This is a genomic window from Winogradskya consettensis (genome assembly GCF_018332715.1).
In the GTDB taxonomy this organism is placed as follows: domain Bacteria; phylum Actinomycetota; class Actinomycetes; order Mycobacteriales; family Micromonosporaceae; genus Actinoplanes; species Actinoplanes consettensis.
In genome coordinates this window covers 185508-206446 of sequence record NZ_BOQP01000039.1, presented here as the reverse complement: position 1 = coordinate 206446, position 20939 = coordinate 185508, and the positions used below count along the sequence as shown (strand labels likewise).

At 67.6% G+C, this 20939-nt stretch carries 22 protein-coding genes; 14 read left to right on the top strand and 8 right to left on the bottom strand.

Annotated features, from left to right (window positions below):
- Window positions 1-48 precede the first annotated feature (48 nt).
- Window positions 49-1689 carry an ATP-binding protein gene (locus Aco04nite_RS33240; protein WP_213001188.1) on the bottom strand — a complete coding sequence of 547 codons (1641 nt, stop codon included), beginning with the start codon at window positions 1687-1689 and terminating at the stop codon, window positions 49-51.
- Between the two features lie 194 nt (window positions 1690-1883).
- Between Aco04nite_RS33240 and Aco04nite_RS33235 the strand changes: the two genes are divergently transcribed.
- Window positions 1884-2063, top strand: coding sequence for an antitoxin (locus Aco04nite_RS33235; RefSeq protein ID WP_203837615.1), 180 nt, complete (start codon window positions 1884-1886; stop codon window positions 2061-2063).
- 127 nt (window positions 2064-2190) lie between these two features.
- Here the strand turns inward: Aco04nite_RS33235 and Aco04nite_RS33230 are convergent, their stop codons facing one another.
- Both Aco04nite_RS33230 and Aco04nite_RS33225 read right to left on the bottom strand, forming a co-directional pair.
- Entirely contained in the window at window positions 2191-2976 is a 786-nt protein-coding gene (locus tag Aco04nite_RS33230; RefSeq protein ID WP_213001187.1) for an SGNH/GDSL hydrolase family protein, read from the bottom strand.
- Between the two features lie 215 nt (window positions 2977-3191).
- Window positions 3192-3482, bottom strand: coding sequence for a DUF1540 domain-containing protein (locus tag Aco04nite_RS33225; protein ID WP_203837613.1), 291 nt, complete (start codon window positions 3480-3482; stop codon window positions 3192-3194).
- A gap of 227 nt (window positions 3483-3709) precedes the next feature.
- Here Aco04nite_RS33225 and Aco04nite_RS33220 point away from each other — a divergent pair, with 227 nt between their 5' ends.
- The 3 genes from Aco04nite_RS33220 (at window position 3710) to Aco04nite_RS33210 (ending at window position 7316) form a co-directional block, all read left to right on the top strand.
- Window positions 3710-4807: a glycoside hydrolase family 26 protein gene (locus Aco04nite_RS33220; protein ID WP_213001186.1), complete on the top strand. Its 1098-nt coding sequence runs from the start codon at window positions 3710-3712 to the stop codon at window positions 4805-4807.
- Between the two features lie 40 nt (window positions 4808-4847).
- Window positions 4848-5996, top strand: coding sequence for a glycoside hydrolase family 26 protein (locus Aco04nite_RS33215; RefSeq protein ID WP_213001185.1), 1149 nt, complete (start codon window positions 4848-4850; stop codon window positions 5994-5996).
- 150 nt (window positions 5997-6146) lie between these two features.
- Window positions 6147-7316 (top strand): IPT/TIG domain-containing protein, encoded by a 1170-nt coding sequence (locus tag Aco04nite_RS33210; RefSeq protein ID WP_213001184.1) that lies wholly within the window; start codon window positions 6147-6149, stop codon window positions 7314-7316.
- A gap of 149 nt (window positions 7317-7465) precedes the next feature.
- Here Aco04nite_RS33210 and Aco04nite_RS33205 read toward each other — a convergent pair whose 3' ends face one another.
- The gene (locus Aco04nite_RS33205; protein ID WP_213001183.1) at window positions 7466-8179 is read right to left on the bottom strand and encodes a hypothetical protein; all 714 of its coding nucleotides are present in this window, start codon (window positions 8177-8179) and stop codon (window positions 7466-7468) included.
- A gap of 162 nt (window positions 8180-8341) precedes the next feature.
- Between Aco04nite_RS33205 and Aco04nite_RS33200 the strand changes: the two genes are divergently transcribed.
- From Aco04nite_RS33200 to Aco04nite_RS33185, 4 genes are read left to right on the top strand one after another with little or no spacing between them, the layout of a single operon-like run.
- Window positions 8342-9166, top strand: coding sequence for a patatin-like phospholipase family protein (locus Aco04nite_RS33200; protein WP_213001182.1), 825 nt, complete (start codon window positions 8342-8344; stop codon window positions 9164-9166).
- A gap of 54 nt (window positions 9167-9220) precedes the next feature.
- Complete coding sequence (locus Aco04nite_RS33195; protein ID WP_213001181.1) at window positions 9221-9820, top strand: sulfite oxidase-like oxidoreductase; 600 nt, start codon at window positions 9221-9223, stop codon at window positions 9818-9820.
- Window positions 9790-10539, top strand: coding sequence for a ferredoxin reductase (locus Aco04nite_RS33190; RefSeq protein WP_213001180.1), 750 nt, complete (start codon window positions 9790-9792; stop codon window positions 10537-10539). Before Aco04nite_RS33195 ends, Aco04nite_RS33190 begins: the two co-directional genes overlap by 31 nt.
- On the top strand, window positions 10536-10817 hold the full coding sequence (locus tag Aco04nite_RS33185) for a DUF6510 family protein (protein WP_213001179.1): 282 nt from the start codon (window positions 10536-10538) through the stop codon (window positions 10815-10817). Before Aco04nite_RS33190 ends, Aco04nite_RS33185 begins: the two co-directional genes overlap by 4 nt.
- Before the next feature lie 343 nt (window positions 10818-11160).
- On the opposite strand, the gene Aco04nite_RS33180 is transcribed toward Aco04nite_RS33185, so the two are convergent.
- From Aco04nite_RS33180 to Aco04nite_RS33165, 4 genes are all read right to left on the bottom strand, one after another.
- Complete coding sequence (locus Aco04nite_RS33180; protein WP_213001178.1) at window positions 11161-11547, bottom strand: hypothetical protein; 387 nt, start codon at window positions 11545-11547, stop codon at window positions 11161-11163.
- Between the two features lie 362 nt (window positions 11548-11909).
- Window positions 11910-12722 carry a hypothetical protein gene (locus Aco04nite_RS33175; RefSeq protein ID WP_213001177.1) on the bottom strand — a complete coding sequence of 271 codons (813 nt, stop codon included), beginning with the start codon at window positions 12720-12722 and terminating at the stop codon, window positions 11910-11912.
- Window positions 12723-13062: 340 nt separating this feature from the next.
- Window positions 13063-13725 carry a response regulator gene (locus tag Aco04nite_RS33170; protein WP_213001176.1) on the bottom strand — a complete coding sequence of 221 codons (663 nt, stop codon included), beginning with the start codon at window positions 13723-13725 and terminating at the stop codon, window positions 13063-13065.
- A 25-nt stretch (window positions 13726-13750) separates the two neighbouring features.
- Entirely contained in the window at window positions 13751-15022 is a 1272-nt protein-coding gene (locus Aco04nite_RS33165; RefSeq protein WP_213001175.1) for a sensor histidine kinase, read from the bottom strand.
- Window positions 15023-15140: 118 nt separating this feature from the next.
- Here Aco04nite_RS33165 and Aco04nite_RS33160 point away from each other — a divergent pair, with 118 nt between their 5' ends.
- The 6 genes from Aco04nite_RS33160 to Aco04nite_RS33135 all read left to right on the top strand — a co-directional run bounded on the left by Aco04nite_RS33160 (window position 15141) and on the right by Aco04nite_RS33135 (window position 20873).
- Window positions 15141-15941, top strand: a complete 801-nt coding sequence (locus Aco04nite_RS33160; protein WP_203837600.1) for an ABC transporter ATP-binding protein — start codon at window positions 15141-15143, stop codon at window positions 15939-15941.
- Window positions 15931-16773: an ABC transporter permease gene (locus Aco04nite_RS33155; protein ID WP_213001174.1), complete on the top strand. Its 843-nt coding sequence runs from the start codon at window positions 15931-15933 to the stop codon at window positions 16771-16773. The genes Aco04nite_RS33160 and Aco04nite_RS33155 overlap by 11 nt, the downstream gene beginning before the upstream one ends.
- On the top strand, window positions 16766-17791 hold the full coding sequence (locus Aco04nite_RS33150) for an ABC transporter substrate-binding protein (RefSeq protein WP_213001173.1): 1026 nt from the start codon (window positions 16766-16768) through the stop codon (window positions 17789-17791). The genes Aco04nite_RS33155 and Aco04nite_RS33150 overlap by 8 nt, the downstream gene beginning before the upstream one ends.
- A 64-nt stretch (window positions 17792-17855) precedes the next feature.
- Complete coding sequence (locus Aco04nite_RS33145; protein WP_213001172.1) at window positions 17856-19718, top strand: hypothetical protein; 1863 nt, start codon at window positions 17856-17858, stop codon at window positions 19716-19718.
- Window positions 19715-20317 carry a hypothetical protein gene (locus Aco04nite_RS33140; protein WP_213001171.1) on the top strand — a complete coding sequence of 201 codons (603 nt, stop codon included), beginning with the start codon at window positions 19715-19717 and terminating at the stop codon, window positions 20315-20317. The genes Aco04nite_RS33145 and Aco04nite_RS33140 overlap by 4 nt, the downstream gene beginning before the upstream one ends.
- Window positions 20318-20573: 256 nt before the next feature.
- Window positions 20574-20873 (top strand): hypothetical protein, encoded by a 300-nt coding sequence (locus Aco04nite_RS33135; RefSeq protein WP_213001170.1) that lies wholly within the window; start codon window positions 20574-20576, stop codon window positions 20871-20873.
- Window positions 20874-20939 lie beyond the last annotated feature (66 nt).

The window sequence follows — 20939 nt, the reverse complement described above, 5'->3', positions numbered from 1 at the left end:
GACCTGAGAAGAACTTAGCTCATTCTCAAACCGAGTACAACCCCCCTGTTACCGGAGGCTCCTGCTTTCGCGATGACTCGGCGCCGCGGGCAGCAGGCGGTCCAGCGTCGCGAGCAGCTCCCGCACGGCGACGGGCTTGGTCAGGTACGCCGTCACGCCCGCCTGCCGGAGCTGTTCGATGTGGTGTGCGGTGGCATCCGCGCTGAGCGCCACCACCGGGATGTGGCTGGTCACGGGGTCGGCCCTGAGCAGCTCGAAGACCTCGTCGCCGGACATGTCGGGCAGATGCAGATCGAGCAGAATGAGATCAGGCACGTGCTGCCGAGCGAGGTCCAGCCCGACCGAGGCCCGCTCCGCGGAGATCAGCGTGATCGTCGGCCGGTGGGCCAGGATGTCCTCGACCAACCGGATGTTGCCCAGCACGTCCTCCACGTAGAGCACCTTGGCCGGCCGGGTGGTGCCCTCGGGAACGAGCCGCCCCTCCCCCACCTCGTGGTCACCCGGGACCGCGACAGCGGACGGCAGGACAACTCCGAAGGTGCTGCCCTCTCCGAGCTCGCTCGACACCTCCAGCCGCCCCGCCATGCTCGTCGTGAGATGTCGGGAGAGGGACAGGCCCAGCCCGGTGCCCTGAAAGCCGGCCTTCGCGGCATCGAGCCGCTCGAACGGCGTGAACAGCACCTTGAGGGATTCCTGGGTCATGCCCCGCCCACTGTCAATGACGTTGATCCGGAACTGCTCCCCCGGCTCCGGCTCCACGGCGACCGTGACCGTGCCGGTCGGATGGTTGTACTTGATCGCGTTGGAGAGCAGGTTCATCAGGACCTGACGCAGGCGCTGGCGGTCGGCGGCGACACACCAGTCCCCGGGAATGTCCGGTGACTGGTTCAGCCGGACGTCCGCAGCATCGGCAATCGGGCCGACCAGGTCGAGCACCTCGACGAGCAACGCGCGAATCGGAACCGGTTCCACCGCCAGGTTCAGGTTGCCACCCTCGATGCGGGCGATATCGAGCACGTCGTCGAGCAGCGCCAGCAGGTGGCTGCCGGCACTGTGGATCATGCCGGCCCAGGTGCGGTACCCCACTTCGAGCTCGCTGAGCGTGAGCAGTTCACTGAAGCCGAGAATGGCATTCAGCGGCGTACGCAGCTCGTGGCTGACCCGCGACAGGAACTGGTTCTTCGCGTCGTCGGCGGCCCGCAGCGCCCGGTTGGCCTCGTCCAGCTCGCGCGAGCGACGCATGATCTCGGCCTGCATCCGCTCGGTGTGCTCGCGCAGATCGTCGCTCCGCTGCCGGCTGTCATCCCCACGCCGCTGCGGCGCCACGAACTCGGTCACGTCCTCGGCCTGGTGGATGATGTACCGCACCTGGCCGTCCGGGCCGAGAACCGGGCTGTTCCCCGGGCTCCAGTAACGCGTGTCGAAGCCGCCGCCGGCCTCCGCCGGTCGTTCCACGTCGTACTGCTGCACCGCCATCGCGTCCGGCAGCCGCGTCGCGATGACGCGCTCCAGCGAGGCCCTCAGATTCGTCGTACCCGTGGCGTCCGGGTCGTCGGGGTTGTCCGGGAAAACGGCGAAGATGTGGCGCCCGATGACCTTCTCGCGCTCGGTCATCGTGGCATTCAGATAGGCATCGGTGGCTGCCTGGATCCGCAACTGGGGGTCGAGGACCATATAGAGCCCGGGCATCGACTCGAACAGAAGCTTGAAAAGATCAGAACCCAGGGGATCCGGCTTATCCGGCATACCGGTCACCCCGCGAGCTTACCGATGCCGCCTGCATCCCGGGCCGGAATGCCCGCGGTGCAGCCCAAGGGGCTCCTGAGGTTTCTGAGGCCGCTCACCGGGCAGCCCATAGTCGTTCCCTACGAAAGGACCACGCCATGGGCTTCCTTGACAAGGCCAAGGATCTTGCCGACAAGCACGACGAGCAGGTCGACCAGGGCCTCGAGAAGGCCGGCGACCAGGTCGACCAGCGCACCGGCGACAAGTACTCCGACCAGATCGACAAGGGCGTCGACCAGGCCCAGGCCCGCACCGGCGCCGGCGACACCCAGCAGTAGGCACTCTCCCAAGACTCCGGAACAGCGCAACAGGTTGGCTCCGGAACGGCCCGGCGGTTGATCAACCGCCGGGCCGTCTTTGCGCGCTCCGCGCTGCACAGCGGGGGTCAGGCGCTTTTAGCGGGGGTCAGGCCAGCGCTGCGTTGAGCGCGGGCAGGTAGCCGTACCGATAGCCATTGGCCGTGGGGTGGAAAGAGTTCGTCGGCGGCAGGACGGTGAGCCCGTGCAGCCAGGGGCTGGCGCCGCAGATGCCGTGACCGGCGAACTCGTCCGTGACATCCGACCAGGTGAACCCGGCCGCCTGGGCGTAGGCCCTGATCGCCGCATTGAGCTCGCGGGCGCCCTTGTTGATGGATTTGCGCTTGGGAATGCTCATGCCCGCGAAGCCGCACGACGTAGCGGCCTCGTCGAACAGGATCGGGTATCCGAGGACCACGACCTTGGCGTTCGGCGCCTTGGCCCGGATCTCCGCATACGTCGCCGTGAACTTGGCCGGCATCTCGTCCCGCAGATATTCCAGCGACTCGTCGACCTTCGCCGCGCAGGCACTGTCGCCGACGAGCGTGCAGGTAATGATCGTAGGGGCGAAACCGACGTCGTTGCCGCCGATGGTCACGCTCACCAGATCGGTGGCGGCGGTCAGCGCGGAGAGCTGCGACGAGCGCAGGTCATCCGTGGTCGCACCACTGCACGCGACCGACTTGTAGGTCGCGGGATCGTTCGCGGCGTCCCACAACCCCGGATAGGCGTTCGGGCTGCGCAGACAGGTGCCGCTCTGGCCGGGCGCACCCACCCCTGAGGAGTACGAGTCGCCGAGCGCGACGTAGTCCTGGTCGGCGGGGGCCGCGGCGTGGGCAGCCGTAGGGATCAACAGGATGGTGGCGACGACGAGAACGGGCACGAGTCTCTTCATGGGGTGGCCTCCGGATCCGCGGTGGGACGGGGGCCGGAGCTCCGGTTACCGAAGGGTAAGTGAACGCGGCCCCGAAAGAAACCGGTGACACTCGCGTAACACCGTAGTAACGTCTATCAATGCCTGCCCGTAACGATCCGCGGGCACGGAAAAGGCCGCCACCCATAGCGGGGTGACGGCCTGCTCGCAATAAGGCAAGGCTTACTTGAAAGCTATTAGCTCGCCGAGAAGGTCAGACAGTCGGCGCGGTCCGCGGCAGCGCCCACGGTGATGGCCGGGGCGTGACACTCGAGGTCCGTGTTGTGTACGCACTCGGCGCGCTTACACGCACCCACCTGCGCCATCGCCTGGCCCATGCCACCCCGGTCGCCCGAGTCGTCGAACGTGTCGCACTCCGAGCTGGAGCGGCCGATCGTGATCGCGAAGGCCGTGCAGCCGTCGTGGTTGTAGCCACAGCCACTTACCGTGCAGGCCTGCACGCGCGGCATCTCCATCATCTGGGTCATGACATTGCCTCCTTCTCTCGCGACCTTTGTCCCGACCGACGATAAACCATTACCGTGGATGGCGCGCGCTCTGGAGCAATACATTTTTACGGTTTCCCATAATAGGTAAGGCAACAATTACCGGGCTTTAGGTAAGGCAATCCTCAGTATTGGCAAGCCGCGGCGAGCGAGGGCGCACGACTGCCATACTCAGACAAAACCCCAGGAAAGCCCGGAGGGCAGAACGCATGGTCGAGGGTGGGCTCCGCAGCCGCAGGTCGCTGCTGCTCATCGCGTTCGCCGTGGTGGTCGTCGCCGCCGGCGTGCTCATCGGCGTCATCAGCTCGGGCGACGACGACCCGCCCACGCCCACGGCGTCCGCCTCCGCAACCACGGTCACCGCTCGGTCCGCGAGTCAGATGATCAACCTCACGCGCAGCAACGGCAGCTGGCCCGGCACCCACGGACTGTCCGGCGTCAACGGCAGCCCGACGCTGGACACCGCGAGCGTCACCGCGTTCTGCAAGGCGCGCGGCCGGGCGTGCAACGTCGCGCAGACCTACACCGACCGCACGACCTGGCAGACGATGACCGCCGGCAGCGACTGGACGTTCGAGAATTTTGCCAGCTTCGACGGCGTACTCGTGGTGTCGCAGGGCCTGGTCCCGATCGGCGCGAGTGCCGACCTGGCCGCCTGCGCCGCCGGAGACCACGATTCCGACTGGCAGAACTTCGGCACCCTCATGCGTACGCACGACCGCGCCGACTCCGTGGTCCGGCTCGGCTGGGAATTCAACGAACAAACCTCCCCGTGGCGCGCGGACAACCAGGCCGATTGGATCAGCTGCTACCGCAAGGCCGCCGACAACATCCGCGCCACCAACCCCTCAGTGGTCCTCGACTGGACCATCAACGCCCACAGCACAGCAAGCACGGTATGCGGCGGCGTATCGACGAATTGCTACCCCGGCAACGATTACGTGGACATCATCGGCATCGACAACTACGACCATTATCCGTGGTCCCCGACGGCTGCCGACTTCACGGCCACCGCCACGAGGGCCGAGGGGCTGACGTGGTTGTACGACTTCGCGCGTACCCATGACAAGCTTTTCTCCGTCGGCGAATGGGGCGTGACACCGGCCGGCGACGCGGGCAAGGAGAACCCGGACTTCGTGACGTGGATGCATTCCTGGTTCGCAGCCCACGCGCAATACCTGGCATACGAGGCCTACTTCTCCGACTGCGACTCCAGCGGCATCCAATCCAGCCTCTACCTCACCACCTCGAACTGCACCCAGAACCCGTCCTCAGCAGCCCGGTACACGTCTCTCTTCGGCGAGTAGACCCTTGCCCGAGCACCGGCGCCGCAGCCGGCGAGTGCCCGTGGTCGCCGCCGGAGCAACCCTGCTGGTCCTCATCGGCCTGGCCATCGCCTTCACCACCACCTCGGACGACGACGAACCCGCTGCCGCCCCTACGGTTTCAGCTTCGCCCTCCGCCTCAGCCTTCTCCCTGGGCCCAGCTGTGACCGCGTTCCCCTCGCCGTCCCCGTCCCCGTCCCTGTCGCCGCCTTCGTCGCCTGTCGACCCACGCTCGGCCCGGCGGATGCTCGCGCTGAGCCGGCCGAACGGCACCTGGCCCGGCGCGCACGGCCTGTCCGGCGTCAACGGCGACCCGTCCCTGGACACCCCCAGCGTCAAAGCGTTCTGCACCGCCCGCGGCCGCCCCTGCACGGTCGCCCAGACCTACACCGACCGGAGCTCCTGGTCAGCCATGACCGCCGGCACAGGCTGGACGTTCGAGAACTTCGCCGATTTCGACGGCGTACTCGTCATCTCGCAGGGCCTGGTCCCGGACGGCGACCAGGCAGACCTCGCCGCCTGCGCCGCCGGCGACCACGACGCCGACTTCAAAGCCTTCGGCACCCTCATGCGTACGCACAACCGAGCCGACTCCATCATCCGCCTCGGCTGGGAATTCAACGAGCAGACCTCCTCCTGGCGCGCCGATGACACGACCACCTGGCTCAGCTGCTACCACCGAGCCGCCGACAGCATCCGCGCCACCAACCCCTCGGTCCTCTTCGACTGGACCATCAACGCCCACGACACCCCCGACGGCGTCTGCGGCGGCCTCTCCACAAACTGCTACCCGGGCGACGACTACGTGGACATCGTGGGCATCGACAACTACGACCACTACCCCTGGTCCCCCACGGCCGCGTCCTTCGACCGCACCGCAGCGGCCCCCGAGGGCCTGACGTGGCTCTACAACTTCGCCCGCAAGCACAACAAGCCATTCTCAGTCGGCGAATGGGGCGTCGTCCCGACCGCCGACGTCGGCAAAGAGAACCCGAACTTCATCACCTGGATGCACACCTGGCTCGCGGCGCACGCCCAGCACCTGGCCTACGAGACCTACTTCTCCGACTGCGGCTCCGGCGGCGTCCAATCCAGCCTCTACCGCACCGACCCCACCTGCACCAGAAACCCCGCCTCAGCGCGCCGTTATGCCTCCCTGTTCGGCGCTTAGGGTGCATTTCCACTGAACTTCGTCACTCTCCGCAATACATCGCATACACCAAGTTACGCTCCCTCACGAGAAGGCCCGACGATGGTTCTCACGCGCGGGCCCACCCAAACCCAACCGACGCGGTCACTGATGACCGTAGGAGGACCTCGCATGAGCAAGTCCCACTCCACCCCGCGCCGGCGCTTGCTGCGCGCGGGACTCGCCACAGCGGCGATCACCACCCTGGTCGTAGCGGCAACGGCCCTGCCCGCCCAGGCCGCCATCGCGCCGTTGACGCTCAGCTCGACCGCCGGCCCGAGCACCGGCGCTAACACGATCACCGCTACGTCGACGGCGGCCGCCAACTGGCTGAACGGCGTCACGGCTCCCGTCGCCACCTTCTCCATCCCGGCCTGCCAGACGACGTACAACGCAACCGCCAGCCTCGCAGTGACGCCGGCGTCGGCGACCTCCGGCAACGTCCTCGTGGTGTCGATCAACAAAATCTCGAACACCAAGGCGTCGATCCTGGTTCCCTCCTTGGCGCCGATCGTGCCGAGCGGGGCCACGTCGACCAAGTACAACCTGTGCGTCTACGCCAGCAACTCGGCGACCGCCGCACAGATCGGCTCCGCGACCTACACCGTCGCCCTCGCCGTGGGCCTCACCTCGGGTGCAGTCAGCCCGGCGAGTGGTCCGTCCCTCGGCGGTAGCACCATCACCGTCACCGGTACGAACTTCCCGACAACCGCGGGCTCGATCAGCGGCACGCTCGGTGGCACGGCTCTGACCAACGTCACACCGGTCAGCGCCACCAGCTTCACAGCGACCACTCCGGCGCACGCACCCGGTGCGGTCACCCTGTCCGTCACGACCGCGGCGGGCACGAAGAACCTCGCGACCGCGTTCACCTACGCCAACGGACTCTTGGTTACCCCGAACACCGCACCCGCTACGTCAACGGCAACCTACGTAGACGTTCTGGGCGCGAACTTCCTCGCACCGACGTTCGGCAGCTCTGCGACCAACGGCAAGGTGTGGCTGGTCGACGGCGCCTACGACCCAGGAACGACAGGTGCCAGCGTCTACGTCCAGGGTCCGATTGCCGAGTGCACCGGCGTAACCGTCATCAGCGACAACGAACTGATCTGCAAGTTCGACTTCGCTGCGGGAGCACTCACCGAGTCGTCGGCCGCAGCCAACTCGGGCACACCGACCGTGCCGAACGGCACCTACACCATCACGGTGACCAACAACGGTGACCTCGCGGCCACGGCCGTGGCCGGTTACAGCGTGTCGGACATCTCCAGCGGATCGACGTTCACCGTAGCGCCGTACTGATCCTTCTGAGCATCACCAGAACGGCATCACCTGAATGACGGGGCGGCCGGGAGCAGATGCTCCCGGCCGCTTCGCATGAACAGGGGCAGGAACGAAAGAGCGGCCGGGGGCATATTCACCCCCGGCCGCTCGTCTGCTTCGTCAGGAACTCAGGAGATGGCGTCCCATTCCTTGGAGAGAGCCGCGATGCTCTGATCCATGGACGGCTTACCGTCGAGACTCACGGCGACGGTGTAGGCGCTCTTGGAAGCGCTCGTCCGCCAGCACACGAGCAGAGTCGGCTTGTCCACAACGGGCGCGCCCGCGCCGAACCGGAACTTCTGGGTGCACCGCGCATCGCCGACGACTTCGCCCTCGTCAGCGACCCAGGAGAGCTCTCGCTGGCCGCTGAGGTCCTTCTTCGCCGAGACGACCTTCAGGGTTTCGCGGTCCTTCTTGAGAACCCCGGTGGCCTGCACCTTCAGCTCGGAGTCCTTGACCGGGACCGCCGGCTGATTGAGCGGCCGACGCACCTGGTTGTTGGGCTGCCGAGCGGCCTTGCGGACCGCCTCGATCTGCTCCTTCACCGAAGCGGGACTGGTGGTGACCTTCGCCGCCGGTGCGGCCAAGGCGGATTCGGTCGCCGCGGCCGCAGCCGGAGCGGACTCCGAGGCTGACGGCTCGGCCGTGGCGATGTCTCCGGTGACGGCTGGGCCTACCGGGGCCAAGGCTGCCGTGTCGCGGGGTTCGGTTTTGTCGTTGTCGGTGAGCTGGGAGGTCACCAGGAAGGCGCCTACTCCCAGGGCGGCCAGGCCGGCGACTCCGGCGACTGCTTGCTTGCGGCGACGGGGGCGGCTGGGGGCCGCGGTGGGTTCTTCGCGCATGCTTTGTCATTCCTTCGCAGGTCTCGACTGGGTCGGCCCGCGGGCGCGGGCGGCAGGCCCCGAGGGTCCATGGTCCCAAAACGAACGGACAAAACGTGCCAAAACCTAAAAGCTGAGCAGCAGCACGCTTGGGAAACGCGCCCACAGGTCAATAGTGGGCGCATGGTGAAGCGTGCGGTTGTGCTTGGTGGGGGTGGCGTTACCGGCGTCGCTTGGACGATGGGGATGGTTTACGGGCTGGGTGAGCGCGGATTAGACCTCACGACCGCCGACCTGTTCGTCGGGACCTCGGCCGGATCCGTCGTCGCCGCGCAGCTGACCAGTGGCACTCCGGTCGGCGAGCTCTACGCGCACGAGCTGGCCGACACCACCGGTGACCGCAACGCCGTGATCAACACCCGGGTGCTCGCGGGCTTCGTCATCGCTTCGTTGTGGCCTGGCGACGACGCGAAGGGCCGCGCCTGGCTCGGCCGGGCAGCGCTCAAGAAGCAGACCGTTCCCGAGTCGGAGCGCCGCGCGGCCATCGCCATGCGCGTGAAGGGCGATGCCTGGCCCGAGACTCTCCTCAAGGTTCCCGCCGTGGACGCCGAGACGGGTGCGGTGCGGGTCTTCGATCGTGACAGCGGGGTCTCGCTGATCGACGCCGTGGCCGCGAGCTGCGCCGTTCCCCTGGTCTGGCCGCCGATGACTGTGGACGGGCGGCGTTACGTGGACGGCGGGGTCCGGTCTGTTGCCAATGTTGATCTCGCTAATGACTACGACCGGGTGGTGGTCATCGCGCCCAGTACCGCGGCGGTGAAGCGGAAGGATAAGCCCAGTCACCAAGCAAAAGCTCTCCATAGAGACAGCGTCGTGATCAGTCCGACCGATGCGGCGCTCACCGCCATCGGGCGTAACCCGCTGAATCCGGACCGGCGGGCGCTCGCTGCGGAGGCTGGGCGGGTGCAGGCGGCGGGTGAGCTGGAGCGCGTACGGGAGGTGTGGTGAACGGCTCGGCTGTTGGGCTGTTTCTGGGTCTGATCATCGGGTTAACTGCTCTGCATGAGCATTATCAACGCCGGGTTCGGCGGGCGGCGCCGGTCCTCGCGGCCTGATCTGCCGCCGGGGCAGTATCTGACCGAGGATTTTCCGGTGCTCTCGGCCGGCCCGACGCCGCGCGTCCCGCTCGATCGGTGGAGCTTCACGATCACCGACGAGGCCGGGAAGAAGACCAGCTGGAACTGGGACGAGTTCAACGCCCTGCCGCAGGAGGACTTCACGGTCGACATCCACTGCGTGACCAAGTGGTCCAAGCTGGGCACGACGTGGCGTGGCGTCGCGATCGACACGCTGTTCGAGAACATCGAGTCGACGGCCGACTTCACGATGGTTCACGGCTACGGCGGTTACACGACCAACGTGCCGCTGGAGGATCTGCTCGACGGTAAGGCCTGGGTGGCGCACACGTTCGACGGGGAGCCGCTGCACCCCGAGCACGGTGGGCCGGCCCGGCTGGTGGTGCCGCACCTCTACTTCTGGAAATCCGCGAAGTGGGTCAACGGCATCGAGATGCTGCCGCAGGACGAGCCCGGTTTCTGGGAAGAGGCCGGCTACAACATGTACGGGGACCCATGGCGCGAGCAGCGCTACCAGGGCGACTGAGGTGGCGGGTCGCCACCGTGGCCGAGTCCCGGTGGGAGACCTCGTCCGCCCGCACCCTGGTTCTTGATGTTCCCGACTGGCCCGGTCACCTGCCTGGTCAGCACGTCGACGTGCGACTGACCGCCCCCGACGGCTACTCCGCCCAGCGCAGCTACTCCATCGCCTCGAGCTGGACCGACGGCGGCAAGGTGGAGCTGACCGTGCAGCGGGTCGAGGACGGCGAGGTCTCGTCGTACCTCGACGACACCCTCGAGGTCGGGCAGCCGATCGAGCTGCGCGGCCCGGTCGGTGGCTGGTTCGTGTGGCGTAACGACCCCGCGCCAGTGCTGCTGCTTGGTGGCGGCTCCGGGGTGGTGCCGCTGATGTCGATGATCAGGGCCCGCGGTGACGTTCGAGGCAAGCAGCCCTTCCGGCTCATCTACTCCGTGCGCACCCCGCAGGACGTCCTCTACGCCGACGAGCTGAAACGCCGCGTCCGCGACGACCCGGGGCTCGACGTGCACTTCGCCTACACGCGCGCGGTGCCCGACGGCTGGCCCGAGAAGCCGGGCCGGATCAACGTGCCGACACTCAACACGCACGGCTGGCCGCCCGACTTCGCCCCCGACGTCTTCATCTGCGGGCCCACCCCGTTCGTGGAGACCGCTGCGGACATCCTGGTCGCCCTGGGCCACGACCCCAAAAAAATCAGAACAGAGCGATTCGGGGGTACGCCATGAGCGCCGCCAACGAGCTCGACGGCAACGCCATGGCCGGTGACCTCGCGGAGATCTTCGCCGTCGACGTCACCCAGGCCGTAGCCACATGCGCGGGCTGCGGCCACCCGTCCGCGCTGGCCACCCTCACGCTGTGGGGTCCCGCGATGGGTTCGGTCGCCCGCTGCCCCCACTGCGAGGACGTCATCCTCCGCCTGACCCGCACCCCGGGCCAGGCCTGGCTCGACCTCCGCGGCGCCGTCACCCTCCGCATCCCCCTGCCCCCGGACGACCCGGAGTAGGCCGCCAGGCCGTGCCGAGTCGGCAGCGCGGCCAGCCCGGGCAGGCGGCACGACTGCGCCCGGGTAAGCGGCACGGCCGAGCCCGGGTAAGCGGCACGGGTAAGCGGCACGGCCGAGCCCGGGTAAGCGGCACGGGTAAGCGGCACGGCCGAGCCCGGGTAAGCGGCACGGCCGAGCCCGGGTAAGCGGTATGGGTAAGCGGCACGACTGGGCCCGGTAAGCGGCATGGGGCCGGCCCGGATAAGCGGCACGGCCCGAAATAGCGGCATGGCCAGGCCCGGGATAGCGGCCAGGCCAGGATAGCGGCCGGCCAAGATAGCGGCCGGGCCGGGATGTGGCCGCGTCAGTCGCGGAAGGTGCGGCGCAGCCGGTCGGCGAGACCGAGCGGCCGCGGTGGGGCGGTGACGCGGCCGGCGCCCGTGCGGTTGACCGGGCTGGAGCGACCGATCGGCTGGTCGTAGTCCGCGCCGGCGATGGCGGCGATGATCTGCTCGTCGCCGAAATTCTCCGAGCCGGGGATCGACGGCACGAAGCCGACCAGGACCCCGTCCCGCATGATCTGCGCCTCGAGTCCGGCGGTGCCGTCGTTGTCCCAGATCGCCTCGCGGCCGTCGGGCAGCACGACCCGGATCCCGTACTGAGTGATGCCGGCGTGCGGCAGCTTGACGTGCGCGAAGACGTTGCGGTCCCGTAGCGAAGCAACGACTCGGGTGGCTCGTACCTCTTCCATGCCCCGACGCTAGCCCGCGAGACTGAGCACCCGCTGAGGAACACCTGTGCCCCTGGTGAATAGCTACCAGGAAGTGCTATCCGCTTACTTGAACCTCACTGAGAGAGCAGATGCTCTGCGGCAGGCGCTTACATCCGTCACGACAAATGGCAATATAGGCCAATCAAGGTAGCGGGCACGACTTGCAGCCCCACATTTTGCGTGCCCCAGGTGCTGACTGGGTCAATGAACGCCGGGACACGCCTACATAACAGCCTGCCAATTCGTATAATAAAGAGGGATTATTTATAGAGGAGCAAATGCTTCTCAGCAACCGAGAAACGATTACTTTCTCGTTTCTCGCCATCAACGGCAGCCCTCACCTACTCCCAACGAAAACCATACCTCGACCTGCGTTTCGGGCTGTTCGCTACGATTACAAAATCGACCGTTCCATCGTTGTTTACAGTGCGAACACTCGGGAGAATCTCAGCTCCACGACTGCTAACCACTCCCGGCCACTTGCAAGCCTCTACCTTCTTAGGCTCTTCTGATCTCGGAAACCTGAGTACGACTTTCAGGTTTCTCATTCTGAAGCCTGATGCGCGCTCAGCATAAAACTCTCGCATCGGAAGCACGTCATCTTCGACCGTAACAATGGTACCGACATGAACAACCTCGCCCATTGTAATCCGTCTACCAAGATAGATCCAGTGATAAATCCAGTGATCCTGCTCAGCTCGTGCGCCATCAAAGATAACCTGACCTGGAAATATAGACCGAATTTCATAGGGGCGAGATGACTGGCCGGTCCAATACCAGCCCTGCGGAATGAGGCGAGCGCCAATCGATTGGTTGCATCTAATTATTTGCTCTCGACTACGCGTGTAGCGATGGTGATTTCCTTCAATTTCAACGAAAAGCATCGATTGCATACTATCGACGATGAACGCATTTTCCGCTCTGATCGCCGCCGAATTCCGCAGGCCCCAAGCAAGCAGCATCGCTGCCGCCAAGAGGCCAGCAATGATCGATATAGCCAGATCCGGTCTAACCCCTCGACGGCCCCAGGTTATGTAGGCGACCGCTATAGCACCCACAACAGGGGAGCCCAATAGGCCAACTGCGCGGATTGTTGCCGCCGCATCCCGGACAACCTTGAGAGCCGGGTGATCGAGTATCTGACTTATCAACATCACCACTCCACTCGCCCTTGATCTTGGCCAACCCAGATTCTTACCAAGCGTCACTACGCAAAGGCAGGGGAGCCGTCAACTCACCTCCTCCTCACGGGTCTTTCAGGCCATGCGACTTAGAGAACCTCCGGTGTCGGAATATCCCAGCCCCTGGCCGGCTGGGCCGGAATATTTCGCAGCCCCGCTGCGACTCATCGCACACCGGAGGTCATCAGACCGTGCCCAGCTTGTCCAGCTCGTTCGTCCGATCGGGGTGCTCAACCCTGGCCTACCCAGCGCGGCAGCGATTTTAAAAACGATCGGCCCGAGCGCCGGAAAAAGGCGGACCGCATCCAGTTAATCAGGATGGGGCGAGCCAGCGGTAACGGTGTTCCGGGCGGCCGGTGGCGCCGTAGCGCAACCTCATTTCGGCGGTGCCGTCGCGGGCGAGGGCGGCGAGGTAGCGCTGGGCGGTGGCTCGGGAGATGCCCAGCTCGTCGGCGATCTCGGCGGCCGTGCGGGGGCCGGGGGCGTGGCGGAGGGCGGTGCTCACCAGGCGTACGGTCACCGCGGATTGGCCTTTGGGGGCTGCTGGGCGGTCGGCGTCGTGCAGGAGGCGCCAGCAGCGGTCGATCTCGTCCTGGGTGAGGGTGCGGTCTCCGGACAGGACCGATCGATAGTGTTTGTACGCCGAGAGCCGCTCCCCCAGCTGCTCCGCCGTGAACGGTTTGACCAGGAAGTTCAGGGCGCCACGGGCGTAGGCCGTGCGTACGGTCGCCGCGTCGCTGGCCGCGGTGAGCATGATGGCGTCGACGGTCAGGTCGCGGAGCAGGTCGAGCCCGGATTCGTCGGGCAGGAACGTGTCGAGCAGGACGAGGTCGATCGGGGTCGTCGCGAGGATCGCGCGCGCCTCGGCGGCGGTGCGGGCCGTTGCCGTGACCGTGAAGCCGTCGACGCGGTGGGTGAAGTCGACGTGGACCTTGGCCACCCGGAAGTCGTCCTCGACGACCAGCACGGCGATCACGTGAGGCCTCCTGGAGAGCGGAAAGTCATGAGAGGGCTCCGGGGAGGCGGGCTTCGAGGATCGCGCCGTGGCCGTCGCCGGCCGCTCGGGCCAGCCGCACGTCGCCGCCGAGTTTGCGGGCTGCCTGGCGGGCCAGGGCGAGGCCGAGGCCCCGGCCGTCGCCGTCGCGGGTGGAGACGCCGGCGGTGAAGATCTTCTCGACCAGATCGACGGGTACGCCCGGACCCGAGTCCACGACCGAGATGTGCAGCGCGGTGTCGTCCTCGAGCAGCGCCAGGTCGACCCACGCGGGGCGGCGGGGGCCGAGCCGGGCAGCTTCGAGCGCGTTGTCCACCAGGATGCCGAGCACCGTGGTCACCTCCACCGGAGCGGTCACCCGGGCGCCGACCCACGTGGTGTCCGCGAGTGTCAGCCGCACGTCCTTCTCCGCCGCTTCCGCCGTCTTCGCAGCGACAAAAGCCTGCAGGTAGGGGTCGTCCACCGTGGATTCCGTGGGCGGGACCGGCGAAGTAACGGCGTGCAGGAATTCGAGGGCCTCGCCGTGGTGACCGTTCTGGAGCAGGCCCGAGAGCACGTGCAAGCGGTTGGCGAACTCGTGACGCTGGGCGCGCAGGGCGGTGCTGAGGGTGCGAACGGCGTCGAGCTCCTCGCGCTCGCGGATGAGTGCGGCCATCTCGTGCGGTTCGAGGCCCAGGGTGAGCCGTTTCAGCCGCCTGGTGAGCAGGGCCGAGCCGCCGATGCCGAGCAGCAGCGCGCAGCCCGCGAGCAGAGCGGCGACGCCGAGGCGGCTCAGGACGTACCCGCGGATCTGATCTGTCTTGAAACCCACGCTGACCTCGCCCACGATCCGGCCCTGACCGTCACGCAGCGGGGTCTTGCCGCGGGCCGACAGGCCGAGGGTGCCGCGTTCGACGCTGATGGTGTCGTGTCCGTTGAGGACCGCGGACGGGTCCGTGCTGACCGGTTCGTAGAGGCGGTCCGGGTTGGGGTGGGCGAGACGCATGCCGAAGCGGTTGGTGATGACCACGAACAGGGCGCCGCTGGCCGAGCGCGCGGCTTCGGCCCGGGCCGGCAACACGTGCCCGGGGTCGTCGGCCGCCGCGGCGCGGGCGATCAGCGGGTCGGCGGCGAGGGTGCGGGCGACGGCGAGTGCGCGGGTGGCGTACTGATCTGTCAGCTCCTGATCGAAGAACCGGGCGACCAGGGCGAAGCCGAGCCCGACCACCACGAGCAGCACGGCCGCCTGCAACGCCAAGGCCTGTCGCACCAAGGAGACCCGGTAACGCCGGCGAAACATGGCCGGAGCGTACCGCCGGTGAGCCGCGAGCAAAACGCGCAATACGCGGTCAACGCCGCGGAGGGTGTTCAGCGCGTCGGCCCTGCGAAATATTGAGGAAACACGATGGGAGCGTCGCATGAGCGTGATATCGCTGCGTAACGCCACTAAACGTTTTCCCGGCACCGGCGGCGAACCGCACACCGCCGTCCGGGACCTCACCTTCACCGTGGACGCGGGCGAGTTCGTCGCCGTGGTCGGGCCGACCGGCTGCGGCAAGTCCACCACCCTGTCGCTGGTCTCCGGGCTCGAACCGGCGTCCAGCGGCGAGGTCGACGTCAACGGCGAGCCGGTCCGCGGCATCCCGGACGGCGTCGGCTACATGTTCCAGTCCGACGCCGTGCTGCCCTGGCGCTCGGTGCTCGACAACGTCGCCGCCGGGCCACGGTTCCGGGGACTCGGCAAACAGCAGGCTCGCGAGAAGGCCATGGTCTGGGTCGAACGGGTCGGGCTGGCGGCGTTCGCGAAGTACTACCCGCACCAGCTCTCCGGCGGCATGCGCAAACGGGTCGCGCTCGCGCAGACCCTGGTGAACGAGCCGAAGATCATGCTGATGGACGAGCCGTTCAGCGCGCTGGACGTGCAGACCCGGGCGCTGATGCAGGACGAGCTGTTACGGCTCTGGGCAGGCACGGGTGCCGCGGTCATCTTCGTCACCCACGATCTCGAGGAGGCGATCGCGCTCGCCGACCGGGTCGTCGTGATGACCTCCAGCCCGGCCACGGTCAAGGCGATCTTCGACGTGCCGCTGCCCCGGCCGCGGGACGTCGAGGAGATCCGGCTGACCCCGGAATTCGTCGCCGCGTACCGCGAGATCTGGGACACGCTGCGTGAAGAGGTCGCTCGGGCACGGGCGGAGGCGATGGGCCGTGCAAGCTGAGACCCTGGCGCCGCCCGCTCTTTCCACGGGGTCGGTGCGCCGTCGGCGGTTGGGCAAGCTGTGGGGCGTACGCGTAGCTGTCGTTGTGGTCTGGTTGGGCAGTTGGGAGCTGACGGCTTCGCACTGGATCGACCCGTTCTTCTACTCCAAGCCGACGCTGATCTGGGAGCGGCTGGTCGACTGGTTCACCGAGGGCACCGCGTTCGGCTCGGTCTGGATCCAGATCGCCACCACCCTGCAGGAGGCCGTGCTCGGCTTCATCATCGGCGCGATCGGCGGCGTGGTCCTCGGCATCCTGCTGGGCCGGGCCCGGTTCGCCGCTGACGTGGCGGCACCGTTCATCAAGGCGGCCAACGCGGTGCCACGCATCGTGCTCGCCTCGCTCTTCGTCATCTGGTTCGGCCTGGGCCTGACCTCGAAGGTCGCCACCGCCGTCGTCCTGGTCTTCTTCGCGGTCTTCTTCAACGCCTTCCAGGGCGCCCGCGAGGTGGACCGCAACCTGGTCAACAACGCCCGCATCCTGGGCGCCTCCCGCTCGCAGGTGCTGACCTCGATCGTCGTGCCCAGCGCCACCTCCTGGATCTTCGCGTCGCTGCACGCGGCGTTCGGCTTCGCGCTGATCGGTGCGGTGGTCGGCGAGTACGCGGGCGCCGACAAGGGCCTCGGCCTGCTGATCGCGAACGCCCAGGGCACGTTCGACGCGGCCGGCATCTACGCCGGAATGATCATCACCACCGTGATCGCCCTGCTCGCCGAGTGGCTGCTGACGCTGCTCGAGAACCGGCTGCTGCGCTGGCGGCCGCCCGCCCTGCAAGGAGCCGAGAATGCGTAAAGTCCTGGCACTGCTCTGCTGCACCGCCCTGGCGCTGACCGGCTGCCGCGGCACCAGCCCCGACGACGCGGGCGGCGACGGCACGCTCCCGTCGATCAGGATCATGGTCGGCGGCATCGACAAGGTCATCTACCTGCCCGCGAAGCTGACCGAGCAGCTCGGTTATTTCAAGGCCGAGGGGCTGCAGGTCCAACTGCTCACCGAACCTTCCGGCGCGACGGCCGAGAACGTCCTGATCGCGGGCGACGTGCAGGGCGTTGTCGGCTTCTACGACCACACGATCGACCTGCAGACCAAGGGCAAGTGCATCGAGAGCGTGGTGCAGTTCGCCGACGTACCCGGCGAGGTCGAGATCGTCGGCAAGGACTCCGACGTCAAGAGCCCGGCCGACTTCAAGGGCAAGAAGCTCGGCGTCACCAGCCCCGGCTCCTCCACCGACTTCCTCACCCAGTACCTCGCCACCAAGGCCGGGCTCGAGAGCGGCGACTACACCACGGTCAAGGCCGGTGCCGGCCAGACGTTCATCGCCGCGATCGACAACGGTGGCATCGACGCGGGCATGACCACCGACCCCACGGCGGCCCAGCTCGTCAGCACAGGCAAAGGCAAAGTGCTGATCGATATGCGTACGGAGGAGGGTACGAAAGCAGCGCTCGGTGGTCTCTACCCGGCGAGTTCCCTCTACATGGACTGCGGCTGGGTCGGCGAACACCCCGAGGCCGTGCAGAAACTCGCCAACGCCCTCGTCAAGACCCTGCGCTGGATCGGCTCCCACAAGCCGGAGGAGATCGCGGCCAAGATGCCCAAGGAGTACGCGGCGGGCAACCCCGACCTCTACGTCAAGGCCGTGCACGACAGCATCGGCATGTTCAACGGCGACGGCCTCATGAAGGAGGAGGGCGCCCGCAACGTCCTGGAGGTGCTCAGCCTCTTCTCCCCCAACGTCAAGGGCAAGAAGGACCAGGTCGACCTCAGCAAGACCTACACCACGGAGTACGTGTCCAAAGTGGCTCCGTAGTCCTGATTCCTGTCGTACCCGCCCGCTAGATTCTGCGGTACTTCTAACGGGGAGGACATCGACAGTGATTGTGATCAAAGGGGCAGCGGCTGCCCTGGCACTGGTGTTACTGACCGCCGCGCCGGCCCACGCGGCGGTCAACAACCCGCCCACCATCAGCGACGTCAAGCTCTACGACCAGAACGCCTGCGCCGCCCAGGACGCACCCACCGTGATCCCCGGCGCCGGCTCGGTCTATCTGTCGGCCGAGGTCAGCGATCCCGACACCTACTCACCGCAGGCCCGCTTCGCCATCTGGCCCGTCGACCATCCCGACCAGCGTCAGGTGGTCGTCGGCTCGGTCTCCGGTTACAGCGGCCCGGCCCGCAAGGAGTGGCGCCCGTCCGACTTCGCCCACGGCACCGTGCTGGCCTTCCAGGCCCAGGCCACCGACGGCACCAACGACACCGCCTGGTCGGCGCCGTGCTTCATGCGCGTCGACGCCGTCGCCCCGGCCAGGGGCCCGGTCGTCTCCTCCGCCGAATACCCCGCCGACGGCTCGTTCCACAACGGAGTCGGGAAACCCGGCACGTTCCGCTTCGACGCCGAGGGCGACCCGGATGTGGTCGCGTACGTGTGGCGTAGCAGCTCGACCCCCCAGACAGTCCTCCCGGCGCCCACACCGGGCGCTCCCGTCACCATCGAATACACCCCGACCCGCGACGGGATCATCTCCCTGTACGTGACGGCCCTCGACGCCGCGAAGAACCGCAGCCCTGAAACGTCCTATACCTTCGCCGTGCGCGAGATCCGGCCGGCCATCGCACTGGACGTGGCCGGCGTCGGGCTCCCGAGCACCTTGCGCCTCTCGACCGGCGCGACCACGGTGACGTCCTTCGGCTACCGGGTCGGTGACGCCGCCGAGATCCGGGTGCCCGCCGTGGCGGAAGGTACCAACCAGGTGGCCGCCGAGGTTCCGCTCACCGTCACCGCCAAGGGTGCGGTCACGCTAACCGCCCGGTCGTTCGAGGGCGATGCGCCACTCAGCCAGGCGACCAAGACCTTCACGGTCAGCGACGCGCCGCGCGTCACATCGGACGACCTCTTCTGGCCCGGCACCGGTGGGGTCGCCGGTCGCGAAAGCACCCTCACGCTGACCCCGCGTAACGCCGACGTCGCGACCTACCGGTTCACCGCCGGCTCCGAGCCGGCCCGCGACGTCCCCGCCGGCCCCGACGGCACCGCAGTGGTCCGCTGGACACCACCCACCCCGGGCACCGTCGCCGTCACGGTCACCTCACTCACCACCGCCGGCACGGTCTCCGACGAGACCCACGTCAACGCGACAGTGCTCGACCCCCGGCCCACCATCGGAGTCGACAACGCCGGCTCCTGGCCCCCGGCCGACGGCATCGGCCGTCCCCTGGCCATCACCCTCCACAGCCCCGCCCCGGGCATCGCCTCCTACAGCTACCACTTCAACGACGGCCCCGAACTCACCGTCCCGTTCGACGGGGGCGGCGCCTCCATCACGGTGATCCCCGACCACGCCGGCGCCAACACGATCCGCGCCCGCACCCACTTCTCCGACGGCACCACCTCCGCCGAACGCACCCTCACCTTCCAGGTCTCCGACGCCCCGACCATCACCTCCCCCGACTACCCGGAAGGCACCGAAGCCGGCGCCCCCGGCATCGCGGGCACCTTCACCTTCCACCCGGCCCAACCCGACGTGCAGAGCTACACCTACAGCTACGAATACGGCGACGACCAGACCGTCGACGCCGCCCCGGACGGCACGGCCACCATCGTCATCACCCCGGACAGCGAAGGCTGGAAAACCCTCCGGGTAACCAGCCACACCGCCGACGACACTGCCTCCGACCCCCGCGAGTACAACTTCACGGTCGCCACCGGAGCGTCCATCACAGACAAGGCACGGCAATGAACCGAGGACCAGCACTTCTGTCCGTCGTCGCGGTCATCGCGGCCGGGGCACTGATCGGCGCGTCCCCCGCCGTCGCCGGCACCCCGGGCGGCACCACCCCACCCGTCGTGGACTCCCCCGCCTCACCCGCGCCCACCGACATCCCCGGCTCTCCGAACGGGACGGGCGTGCCCGGATCGCCCGACCTGCCGGGCTTGCCGGACTCACCGGGCCTGCCGGATCTGCCGGACGCACCGGGTTTGCCGGGCGGGCCGGGGATTCCGGACGCGCCGTCAGCGCCTGGAGTGCCCGGGGGTCCTGGCGTTCCGGTGCCCACGGATACGGTTCCGCCCACTGACCCCGCTGAGACCCTGCCCGGAATCGGCTTCTACCTCGCAGCGCCCGGCGAGGTGAGCACCCTGCTGATGTCGATCTCGGGCACCACGGAGGTGACCACCTACGGCTACCGCATCGGCGACGCCGACGAGATCCTCGTCCCCGCGGTCGGCAACTTCGCCACCGCCGAGGTGATCCTGCCCGCGGGGACAACCACCGTGACGGTCCGGGCCTTCAACGGCGACACCCTGCTCGGCGTCGCCTCCACGGACTTCACCCTCTGACGGTTCCGGAGCTGCCGACCACCTCGCGTGCCGGCAGCTCCGGTCCCGGCCCCGCCCTGACCTCTTCCGAGCCGGCAGCGGCGGGCGCGCCCGCTCCTGTGGACGCGGCTCGGCGTGATCCGCAGGACAACCCGAAGCTCCCTGTCCTTCGGCCGCCCGAGCTTCGTCCGAGCCTGCGACCTCACATCAGTTACCCGCCGCCGGAAGTTCTCCGCGCATGGACTTCGATGTCTTGTTCTGCCGCTAACGTCGCGCCATGAGCGTTCGACGAGGAACCCTGGCCCCGGCCGGCATCCTGCCCAGGATCGTGCCCAGGATCGTGCTCAACCCCACCGGCCCCGGCGAGGTCAGCACCCTGCTGATGTTCATCGCCGGCACCGACGACGTCACGAGCTACGGCTACCGGATCGGTGACGCCGCCGAAATCCTGGTCCCCGCGTTCTGGAACGTCGCCACCGCCGACGTATCCCTCCCCACCGGAACAACCACGGTGACCGTCAGAGCATTCGACGGCACCATCCTCCTCGGTACCGCTGCCACCGACTTCACCCCCTGACGCCCCGCCCGGATTGGCCGTCGGAGGGGTCCGGAATGTCCGTTCGGAGGTACCACGAAGCTGGGA

Bases quoted from the DNA above. Each gene is read 5' to 3' on its own strand.
- Aco04nite_RS33240 (WP_213001188.1), bottom strand. From the start codon at position 1,689: ATGCCCGGGCTCTATATGGTCCTCGACCCCCAGTTGCGGATCCAGGCA.
- Aco04nite_RS33235 (WP_203837615.1), top strand. From the start codon at position 1,884: ATGGGCTTCCTTGACAAGGCCAAGGATCTTGCCGACAAGCACGACGAG.
- Aco04nite_RS33230 (WP_213001187.1), bottom strand. From the start codon at position 2,976: ATGAAGAGACTCGTGCCCGTTCTCGTCGTCGCCACCATCCTGTTGATC.
- Aco04nite_RS33225 (WP_203837613.1), bottom strand. From the start codon at position 3,482: ATGACCCAGATGATGGAGATGCCGCGCGTGCAGGCCTGCACGGTAAGT.
- Aco04nite_RS33220 (WP_213001186.1), top strand. From the start codon at position 3,710: ATGGTCGAGGGTGGGCTCCGCAGCCGCAGGTCGCTGCTGCTCATCGCG.
- Aco04nite_RS33210 (WP_213001184.1), top strand. From the start codon at position 6,147: ATGAGCAAGTCCCACTCCACCCCGCGCCGGCGCTTGCTGCGCGCGGGA.
- Aco04nite_RS33205 (WP_213001183.1), bottom strand. From the start codon at position 8,179: ATGCGCGAAGAACCCACCGCGGCCCCCAGCCGCCCCCGTCGCCGCAAG.
- Aco04nite_RS33200 (WP_213001182.1), top strand. From the start codon at position 8,342: ATGGTGAAGCGTGCGGTTGTGCTTGGTGGGGGTGGCGTTACCGGCGTC.
- Aco04nite_RS33195 (WP_213001181.1), top strand. From the start codon at position 9,221: ATGAGCATTATCAACGCCGGGTTCGGCGGGCGGCGCCGGTCCTCGCGG.
- Aco04nite_RS33190 (WP_213001180.1), top strand. From the start codon at position 9,790: ATGGCGCGAGCAGCGCTACCAGGGCGACTGAGGTGGCGGGTCGCCACC.
- Aco04nite_RS33185 (WP_213001179.1), top strand. From the start codon at position 10,536: ATGAGCGCCGCCAACGAGCTCGACGGCAACGCCATGGCCGGTGACCTC.
- Aco04nite_RS33180 (WP_213001178.1), bottom strand. From the start codon at position 11,547: ATGGAAGAGGTACGAGCCACCCGAGTCGTTGCTTCGCTACGGGACCGC.
- Aco04nite_RS33175 (WP_213001177.1), bottom strand. From the start codon at position 12,722: ATGTTGATAAGTCAGATACTCGATCACCCGGCTCTCAAGGTTGTCCGG.
- Aco04nite_RS33165 (WP_213001175.1), bottom strand. From the start codon at position 15,022: ATGTTTCGCCGGCGTTACCGGGTCTCCTTGGTGCGACAGGCCTTGGCG.
- Aco04nite_RS33160 (WP_203837600.1), top strand. From the start codon at position 15,141: ATGAGCGTGATATCGCTGCGTAACGCCACTAAACGTTTTCCCGGCACC.
- Aco04nite_RS33150 (WP_213001173.1), top strand. From the start codon at position 16,766: ATGCGTAAAGTCCTGGCACTGCTCTGCTGCACCGCCCTGGCGCTGACC.
- Aco04nite_RS33140 (WP_213001171.1), top strand. From the start codon at position 19,715: ATGAACCGAGGACCAGCACTTCTGTCCGTCGTCGCGGTCATCGCGGCC.
- Aco04nite_RS33135 (WP_213001170.1), top strand. From the start codon at position 20,574: ATGAGCGTTCGACGAGGAACCCTGGCCCCGGCCGGCATCCTGCCCAGG.